The organism is Pseudomonas sp. L13 (assembly GCF_009935965.1).
Classification (GTDB): domain Bacteria; phylum Pseudomonadota; class Gammaproteobacteria; order Pseudomonadales; family Pseudomonadaceae; genus Aquipseudomonas; species Aquipseudomonas lactis.
The window spans coordinates 1-8992 of the sequence record NZ_QODJ01000109.1 but is presented as its reverse complement, the minus strand read 5'-3'; the positions used below and the strand labels follow the sequence as shown (position 1 = coordinate 8992).

General features: G+C 62.8%; 7 protein-coding genes. All 7 read right to left on the bottom strand.

What is annotated here, in order from left to right; genetic code table 11:
* Window positions 1-206: 206 nt before the first annotated feature.
* Entirely contained in the window at window positions 207-863 is a 657-nt protein-coding gene (locus DK871_RS27865) for an SPOR domain-containing protein (protein ID WP_138762916.1), read from the bottom strand.
* Window positions 847-2154 (bottom strand): bifunctional tetrahydrofolate synthase/dihydrofolate synthase, encoded by a 1308-nt coding sequence (gene folC, locus DK871_RS27860; protein ID WP_161907420.1) that lies wholly within the window; start codon window positions 2152-2154, stop codon window positions 847-849. The genes DK871_RS27865 and folC overlap by 17 nt, the downstream gene beginning before the upstream one ends.
* Window positions 2151-3071, bottom strand: a complete 921-nt coding sequence (gene accD, locus DK871_RS27855) for an acetyl-CoA carboxylase, carboxyltransferase subunit beta (protein WP_003192545.1) — start codon at window positions 3069-3071, stop codon at window positions 2151-2153. The genes folC and accD overlap by 4 nt, the downstream gene beginning before the upstream one ends.
* Before the next feature lie 245 nt (window positions 3072-3316).
* Entirely contained in the window at window positions 3317-3949 is a 633-nt protein-coding gene (locus tag DK871_RS27850; protein WP_161907419.1) for a phosphoribosylanthranilate isomerase, read from the bottom strand.
* Window positions 3950-4012: 63 nt separating this feature from the next.
* Window positions 4013-4837, bottom strand: a complete 825-nt coding sequence (gene truA, locus DK871_RS27845; protein ID WP_003192549.1) for a tRNA pseudouridine(38-40) synthase TruA — start codon at window positions 4835-4837, stop codon at window positions 4013-4015.
* A gap of 207 nt (window positions 4838-5044) precedes the next feature.
* Complete coding sequence (locus DK871_RS27840) at window positions 5045-7579, bottom strand: FimV family protein (RefSeq protein ID WP_161907418.1); 2535 nt, start codon at window positions 7577-7579, stop codon at window positions 5045-5047.
* A gap of 161 nt (window positions 7580-7740) precedes the next feature.
* Complete coding sequence (locus tag DK871_RS27835; RefSeq protein ID WP_161907417.1) at window positions 7741-8751, bottom strand: aspartate-semialdehyde dehydrogenase; 1011 nt, start codon at window positions 8749-8751, stop codon at window positions 7741-7743.
* Window positions 8752-8992 lie beyond the last annotated feature (241 nt).

Here is an 8992-nt window from a genome sequence, read left to right as displayed (position 1 = left end):
TGCCGAGTGGTGGGGCAAGAGCGTTTTGCTTACTTTTGCGCTTTTCAAAAGTGAGCCGCTGTAAGAGCGGAACCCTAGGTGGCCGTTACCGCAGGAACGGATATGTACGCGGCCTGACCTGAGATCCTGGTCGGCTTTCCGGCCGTCTTCGCAGGCAAGCCAGCTCCCACATTCAGACCGTATTGCCAGCCAAAGCCGGCGGTTATTCAGCCGCGCTCGGGCTGGAAACGCACCACAAACCCGTTGAGGTTCTGCTGACGACCCAGCAAATCGCGCAGGCGATCTGCCTCGGCACGCTCGATCAGCGGCCCGACAAACACACGGTTCTTGCCGTCGGCGCTGCGGATATAAGCGTTATACCCCTGGGCACGCAGCTTTTTCTGCAGGGCGTCAGCACTTTCGCGGTTGGCCAGGCTGGCCAGTTGGATCGACCAACTGATCGGCAGGCCATTAGGGTCGATGCGGCTCTGGCCCACATCCGGCTTGCCCGGTGCTGCAGGCTGCGGCGCTACTGGCTTAGGCGCAGGCGCTGGTGCGGCCGGCTTGGCAGCAACGGCCGGTGCCGGGGCCGGCTTGACCACCGGGACACTTGGCTGCACCGGCATCGAAGGCGCCTCCTGTGCGGCAACCTCCTCATCGGTGGGCACAGGTTCTTGCGGCAACGCCTGGGGCTCAGGCACCACCACCGGCTCGACCTGAACCTGCGGCACCACCGGTGCCTGGGGCGCAGCAGGGGCTTCGACCACCACCTGGCGCTGTTCGTCCTGGCGGGAAAACAACATCGGCAGAAAGATTACCGCCAACGCCACCAGCACCAGAGCCCCGACCATTCGCTGCTTGTATGCGCTATCCAGTAATGCCATGTGCAGCTTCCTCCGTGGAGCGCCGGGCCAGCCATTCAAGCGCCTCGGCAACACAATAAAATGATCCGAACAACAGGATTTCGTCCTCGGCCGTCGCTACCGCACACTGCGCCTCCAGGGCGGCAGTGACGCTTGCATACGACGCCACCGGCGCGCCAAGGTTCTGCAAGGCAGTTTCCAGCTCAACCGCAGGACGGCTGCGTGGCGTGTCCAGCGGCGCAACGGCCCAAGACTGGACGCTGCCCAGCAGCGGCGCAACCACGCCGTCCAGGTCCTTGTCGACCAACAACCCGAACACCGCCAGGCGACGGCCCACCGGCGGGGTCCGCTCAAGACGCTGAGCCAGGTACTGCGCAGCATGGGGGTTATGGCCTACGTCCAACATCAGGCTCAGGCGTTTGCCTTGCCAGTCGAAGGTTCGGCGATCCAGGCGCCCCACCACTTTGGTTGCCAGCAAGGTCGCGGCAATCTGCGCGGCATCCCACGGCAGGCCCAGCAGCAGATAGGCTTGCAGCGCGAGCGCGGCGTTTTCCATTGGCAGGTTCAGCAACGGCAAATCAAGCAGCTCTACCCGTTGGCCACGCGCATCCTGCCCACGCCATTGCCAATGGGTGTCGCCGATATCTAGAGTGAACTCGCAACCCCGCAGGTAGAACGGGCAATTGAGCTCACGCGCCTTGTCGAGCAAGGGTTGCGGCGGATCCAGGTCACCGCACAGCGCCGGACGGCCCTGGCGGAAGATCCCGGCCTTTTCAAAAGACACCGATTCGCGGGTATTGCCCAGGTAGTCAGCATGATCGACACCAATGCTGGTCACCAGGGCCAGGTCGGCATCCACCACGTTGACCGTATCCAGGCGCCCGCCGAGGCCGACTTCCAGCACGACCACATCCAGTTGCGCACGCTCGAACAGCCAGAACGCCGCCAGGGTGCCCATCTCGAAATAGGTCAGGGAAGTGTCGCCACGCCCGGCCTCCAGGGCCGCGAAGGCTTCGCACAGCTGGGCATCAGTGGCTTCTACGCCATTGAGCTGCACCCGCTCGTTGTAGCGCAGCAGGTGCGGCGAGCTGTACACGCCGACTTTGAGGCCCTGGGCCTGCAACAGCGCGGCAACAAAGGCACAGGTGGAGCCTTTGCCGTTGGTGCCGGTCACCGTGATCACACGCGGTGCCGGCTGGCCCAACCCGAGGCGGGCCGCTACCTGTTGCGAGCGCTCCAGGCCCATGTCGATGGCGGACGGATGCAATTGCTCAAGGTAGGCGAGCCATTCGCCCAGGGTTCGTTGGGTCATAGGTTTGCAGGCACCGGCGGCACGACGATCGGCTCGACCTTAGGCGCGATGTACACAGGCGTCGGCAGGCCCATCATTTGCGCAAGCAGGCTGCCCAGACGCGGGCGCAGTTCGCCACGCGGGATGATCAGGTCGATCGCACCGTGCTCCAGCAGGAACTCGCTGCGCTGGAAGCCTTCCGGCAGTTTTTCCCGCACGGTCTGCTCGATCACACGTGGGCCGGCAAAGCCGATCAGCGCTTTAGGCTCGCCAACGATCACATCGCCCAACATCGCCAGGCTGGCGGAAACGCCGCCGTAGACCGGGTCGGTCAATACGGAAATGAACGGGATGCCTTCTTCACGCAGACGCGCCAGTACCGCCGAGGTCTTGGCCATTTGCATCAGGGAAATCAGGGCTTCCTGCATACGCGCACCACCGGAGGCGGCGAAGCAGATCATCGGGCAACGGTTTTCCAGGGCATAGTTGGCAGCGCGAACAAAGCGCTCACCGACGATGGCACCCATGGAGCCGCCCATGAAGGAGAATTCGAAGGCCGAAACCACCACCGGCATGCCCAGCAGCTTGCCGCTGACCGAAATCAGCGCGTCTTTCTCGCCGGTCTGCTTCTGCGCGCCGACCAGGCGGTCCTTGTACTTCTTGCTGTCGCGGAACTTGAGACGATCAACCGGCTCCAGGTCGGCGCCCAGTTCATTACGGCCATCGGCATCCAGAAAGATGTCGATACGGGCGCGTGCGCCAATACGCATGTGGTGGTTGCACTTGGGGCAAACGTCCAGGGTCTTTTCCAGCTCCGGGCGATACAGCACCGCGTCGCAGGATGGGCATTTGTGCCACAGACCTTCAGGAACCGAGCTTTTCTTCACCTCGGAACGCATGATCGAAGGGATCAGTTTGTCTACTAACCAGTTGCTCATGCTTTCTTTTCTCCAGTACCGGTGGCTTGAACACAGCCCCGCGTATGCCCTTGAGCTAAATTCATATGTGGCGATGACACAGGCGGGACGGGGTCAGACGTTGGACCTGCCATTTCCCGCCCGTATCCTCAGCCTTCCAGACAACCTGCCAGCGCAGGGTTGCCACTTCGTTTCCGGGCCACCCACAGGCGGCGCCGGGCTGTTTTACACAGTGGTAGTTATGGACGGCGGCAGACTGCCAGCCGTCACATCCCACCCCTGCTGTTGCGCACGGCCTGCATGAACGCGCGAATCTTGCTCGGGTCCTTGATCCCCTTGCCCTGCTCCACCCCACCGCTGACGTCCACGGCATACGGCCGGACCTGTTCGATGGCCGCCTGGACATTCTCAGGGGTGAGCCCACCCGCGAGGATAACTGGCTTGCTCAAACTCTCGGGAATCAGCGACCAGTCGAACGCCTCGCCGGTACCACCGGGTACGCCTTCGACGTAGGTGTCCAGCAGAATCCCGCGAGCGCCGGTATAGGCGGCGCAGGCTGCGGCGATATCGTCCCCGGCCTTGACCCGCAATGCCTTGATGTACGGGCGCTGATAGCTTTCGCATTCCTCTGGCGTTTCGTCGCCATGAAACTGCAACATATCCAGCGGCACCGCATCCAGGGTTTCGTTGAGCTCGCAGCGGCTGGCGTTGACGAACAACCCCACGGTGGTCACGAAGGGCGGCAATGCAGCGATGATCGCCCGCGCCTGCAGCACATTCACCGCCCGTGGGCTCTTGGCATAAAACACCAGGCCAATGGCATCCGCGCCCGCTTCGACTGCCGCCAGCGCGTCTTCTATGCGGGTAATCCCGCAAATCTTGCTGCGAACGGCTGACATGTCGTAGGAACCTCAGGGTTGAACCGAGAAAGTCCCGGATGGTAACAAAAGCTTTTCCGGGCGTCAGCCGCCAAGTTCGCTGAAACCGGTGAGGAAGTGCGGCCCGATAAAGCGTTCAGGCAGTTCGAACTCGTCGCGGTACTCCACATCCACCAGATACAGGCCGAACGGATGCGCCGTGACCCCGCCAGTGCGGCGGATGCGGCTTTCCAGCACTTCCTTGGCCCACTCCACCGGGCGCTCACCGGTGCCGATGGTCATCAGCACCCCAGCGATATTGCGCACCATGTGATGCAGAAAGGCCCCGGCGCGGATATCCAGCACGATCATCTTGCCGTGGCGCGTCACCCGCAGGTGGTGGACTTCCTTGATCGGCGACTTGGCCTGGCACTGCCCGGCACGGAAGGCGCTGAAGTCATGCACCCCCACCAGATGCTGCGCGGCTTCGGCCATGCGCTCGGCATCCAGCGGGCGGTGGTTCCAGGTGATTTCTTCATTGAGGTGCGCCGGGCGGATCTGATCGTTGTAGATCACGTAGCGGTAACGCCGGGCGATGGCCTTGAAACGCGCGTGAAAATGCGCCGGCATGACCTTGGCCCAACTGACGCTGACGTCATGGGGCAAATTGATATTAGCCCCCATCACCCACGCCTTCATCGAACGCTCGGCCTGGGTGTCGAAATGCACCACTTGGCCACACGCGTGTACGCCAGCGTCGGTACGCCCGGCACACATCAGCGACACCGGCGAGTTGGCGACTTTGGACAGGGCATTTTCCAGGGTTTCCTGCACGGTCAGCACCCCGGAGGCCTGACGCTGCCAGCCGCGATAGCGCGAGCCTTTGTATTCCACGCCCAGGGCGATGCGGTAAAAGCCTGCGGCCGCCATTTCGGCAGCCGCGTTATCTATATTTGCCAAGAACTGTGAGCCTGATGAGTTGCGCAAAGGCGGGCATTATAGGGCGTCAGGGTGCATGAGTGGACTTTAAATGAGGGAGCGGGCTTGCTCGCGAATGCGCCGTATCATCCAGCACATCAGCAACTGAACCACCGCATTCGCGAGCAAGCCCGCTCCCACATTTTTCTGCGTTGGCCGTTAGATTCGGCCGAGCATTTCCTTGGCCTCGCTACGCTGACCTTCGTCGCCTTCGGTCAGCACTTCAGACAGGATGTCTTTCGCGCCTTCGGCATCGCCCATGTCGATGTACGCCTGGGCCAGGTCAAGCTTGGTGGCCACTTCATCAGTGCCGGAGAGGAAATCGAATTCCGGCTCATCCTCAGCCCCCAGCGCGGCATCTTCAGCCGTGAAGGAAGGCTCGATCGGCGGATGTTCCAGGCTCTGGGACAATCGATCCAGCTCAGCGTTGACGTCGTCCAGCTCCGAAGCGAAGGCATCGGGCTTGGCCGCAGGCGCGCTCGGCTCGTCCGCCAGGGACAGGTCAAAGTCTTCCGGCAGGTCGAATTCGTCCAGCGCAGCCGGCGTCAGGGTCGGCGGCTCTACCGGCGGTACATCCTTGATCTGCCCTTCCAGGCCCGACAGAAAGTCGTCATCGGATTGCGACGCGGGCGGGTCCAACTGCAGGTCCAGGTCAAAGTCCGACAGGTCCGGCGCATCGGCCTGGGGCTCGGTCTGTTGTTTGAGCAGTGCTTCAAACGTTTGCTGGTCTTGCGCGATCTCGGCCGGTGAGGCGGCTTCCAGGTCATCCAGGCTCAGGTCGAAATCGGTGTCGAAGGTATCTGCCTGCGGGGCCGGGGCCGGCTTGTCATCGAGCAGGTCCTTGACGTATTGCGCATCCAGGGCCGCAGCAGCCACTGCGGCACTGACACCCGCCGCCAACACGGCCATGGCCGGGAAGCGCGCCTTGAGCTGCTCGACCTGGGCATGGTTCTCACCGTTGGCCACCAACTGGCGCTCCTGGCTGACGAACCCGTCCTTGTTGTTCTGCAGGCCATAGACTTCCATCAGCTTCAAACGCAGGTCGCTGCGCTTGGGCTCGCGCTTGATGGCTTGCTCAAGCACATCCGCCGCCTGGTTAAGGTGGCCCCGGTCGATATGGGACTGGGCCTGGGCCAGGGCGTCGCTGGAATTTTCCTGAGCCACGGCAACCGCCAACGGCGCCAGCACCGAGGCGACCGTCGGTGCCACAACCGTCTCAGCCACCGGTGCAGGCGCGGGTGCTGGCGGCGTTGCGGTGTCGAGCTTGACGCTCGGCGGCGGTACTTCAAGGCCCTCGAAGCTGTCAGGCGGCAGGTCTTGATCGATATTGGAAACGAACTCAGGCTCTTCGGCCAACGCCCGCGCCATGCGCAGGTGTTTTTCTTCTTCGCGACGAGCATTGCGATGGCGGGCCCACAGCAGCAGAAGCAGCAACACCACCAACAGGGCCGCACCGCCAAGGATGCCGAGCACAATCGGGTTGGTCAGCAGGTCGTTGAACTTGCCTTCAGTGCTGGCCGGCGCGGCAGCTGGCTTAACCGGTTCAGGCGCTGGCGCGGGTGTTGCAGCGGGAGCTGCCGGCTCGGCTGCAGGTTCACCCGGCAACTGCGCGGGCATCGCGGCGGTCTGTGGTTCACCCGTTTGCGCCTGCAAACGAGCCAACTGGTCATTCTTCAGTTGGATCAGCTTTTGCAGCTTGTCCAACTGGCTTTGCAGGTCAGCGGCACGGCTTTTCAGTTCTTCGTTATCGCGCCGCGTGGTGTCGAGCTCTTCCTGGGTCATCGCCAGCTTGTCGCTCAGGGCGCGGCTGTCACCGACGGTGCCCTTCGCGCCTTTTTTGGCGGCTTGCGCCGACACCAGGCTCAAATTGTCCTTGGCCTGGGTGCTCGACGGCGCATTGCCGGCCTGGGTGCGCTTGGTCGCGTCCAACTGTGGCTTGCCGGCCACTTGGCTCTGAGGGCCACGGCGGCCCTGGCGCCAGGCGGCGTTCTGCGCGCTCACTTCGGCGATCGCTTGCGGCTGCGCCAGGGCCGTGCTTTGCGTAGCGTCCGGCAGGCGCAGGACCTGGCCGGTTTTCAGGCGGTTGATATTGCCATCAAGAAAGGCATCCGGGTTAAGCGCCTGGATGGCCAGCATCGTTTGCTGGACCGAGGCGCCATTGCGGTTCTTTGCGGCAATTTCCCACAAGGTGTCGCGGGATGTGGTGGTGTGCTGGGCAGGCGCGCTGGCGGCAGGTGCGGTACTGGCTGGCGCGGTGCTGGCCGGCGCGCTCGCCGTCGGGGCCGGCTGGTCGAACTTGGCCGGGTCGAGCAGCACGCTGTAGTCACGCATCAAACGGCCATTGGGCCATTGCACCTGCATGAGGAAGCGCACATAGGAATCGGGCAGCGGCTTGCTGGAGGTCACGCGCACCACGCTGCGACCTTCGGGGTTGATCACCGGGGTGAACGTCAGGTCATCGAGGACCGCCTGGCGGTCGACACCCGCGTCTACGAAGGCCTGGGCAGACGCTAGGCTGGGCGTGATCTCGGACGCCGTGAGGCCGCCCACATCGCGCAATTCGATTTCCACCGACAGCGGCTGGTTCAACTTCGACTTGAGGGTCATCTCCCCAAGTTGCAGCGCCTGCGCCATACCGGAGGACAGCGCCGAGGCGGCCGCTATTGCTAACACCAGTTTGCGAACTTGAACCATAGCCTCATCCTTTGTTTGAACGCTTCCCGCCCTGCGAGAAGGTTGGTAACCGCTGCCATTAGGCATGGCGAGCCGATAGGTCACCGACGCGCTTGTGTTTCACTTGGGACCAAGCATAGCGCCTGGCTAGAATCAATCTACAAATTGCCGCCAAGTATCTTTTACACAAGGCCTTTTATCAACAACTGCGCCAGCTCCACGGCGTTCAGGGCCGAGCCTTTGCGTACGTTATCTGACGTCAGCCAAAGATTTAGTTCCGCCGGGTCGTCGATACCGGCGCGAACTCGCCCTACGTACACCACGTCCTGGCCGACGGCGTCGCCTACGGCCGTGGGGTAATCGCCCTCCTCGACCCGCTCGATGCCCGGTGCAGCGTCGAGGGCGCGGTTCACCGCGGCCAGGTCGACCGGCGCGGCCAGTTGCAGCGACACAGTCAGGCTATCGCCGAAAAACACCGGGGCTTGAACGCAGGTGACGGAAATCTTTAGTAAAGGTGTTTCCAGCACGGCACGCAGTTCGTGTACGAGACGTTTCTCCAGGGCGGTATGACCTTGGGCGTCCGGCGTGCCGACTTGCGCCAGCAGGTTGAACGCCACCTGCCGATCGAAGAACGCCGGCTCCAACGGGCGCACGTTCAACAGTTCGGCGGTCTGGCGCGCCAACTCGCTGACGGCCTCGCGGCCCTGGGCAGAAATCGCCAGGTTGGCGGTGACGCTCACGCGCTGGATGTCCACCACACTCCGCAAGGGCGCCAGTACCACCGCAAGGTAGGTGGCACAGGGGCTCGGGCTGCCGAGCTGAAAAGGCTTTTTCAACCCGTCCAGCACATGGGCGTTGGCCTGGGGTACCACTTGCGGCGCCTGCTCCGCGGGCAATGCGCCAGACAAGTCAATCACCGCGCAGCCAGCGGCGGTGGCACGCGGGGCGAAACTCAGGGTCACCGCCGGGCCTGCGGCGAAAAACGCCAACTGCACCTTGCTGAAGTCAAACGTGTCGACCTCTTTGACCCGCACGTTCTTGCCCCGAAACGGCACCGAAGCCCCCGCCGAGTTGCTGCCCGCCAGCAGGTACAAGGTGCCCACCGGGAACTCCAGCTCTTCGAGAATCTGCACCAGGGTTTCGCCAACGGTACCGGTGGCGCCGATCACGGCGATTTCAAAGGTCTGGGTCATGGGATTGCCTCGGGCATTACGGGGGAGCGGCACTTTACCGGGTGGTGGCAAGTGAGGCAATTGGGCTGCTTTTTGCGGTGTGGTTGATGGCCTCATCGCAGCATAGGTATCTACACAACTCTGTAGCGCTCAACGGTAACCACGATGCGAAGCAAGCCGCTCTTGCTCTTGATCTTGCTCTTGATCTGCTTTTGATCTTAGGCGCCCCGTTAAACCACGCTGGCCGGAATTCGACAGGGAT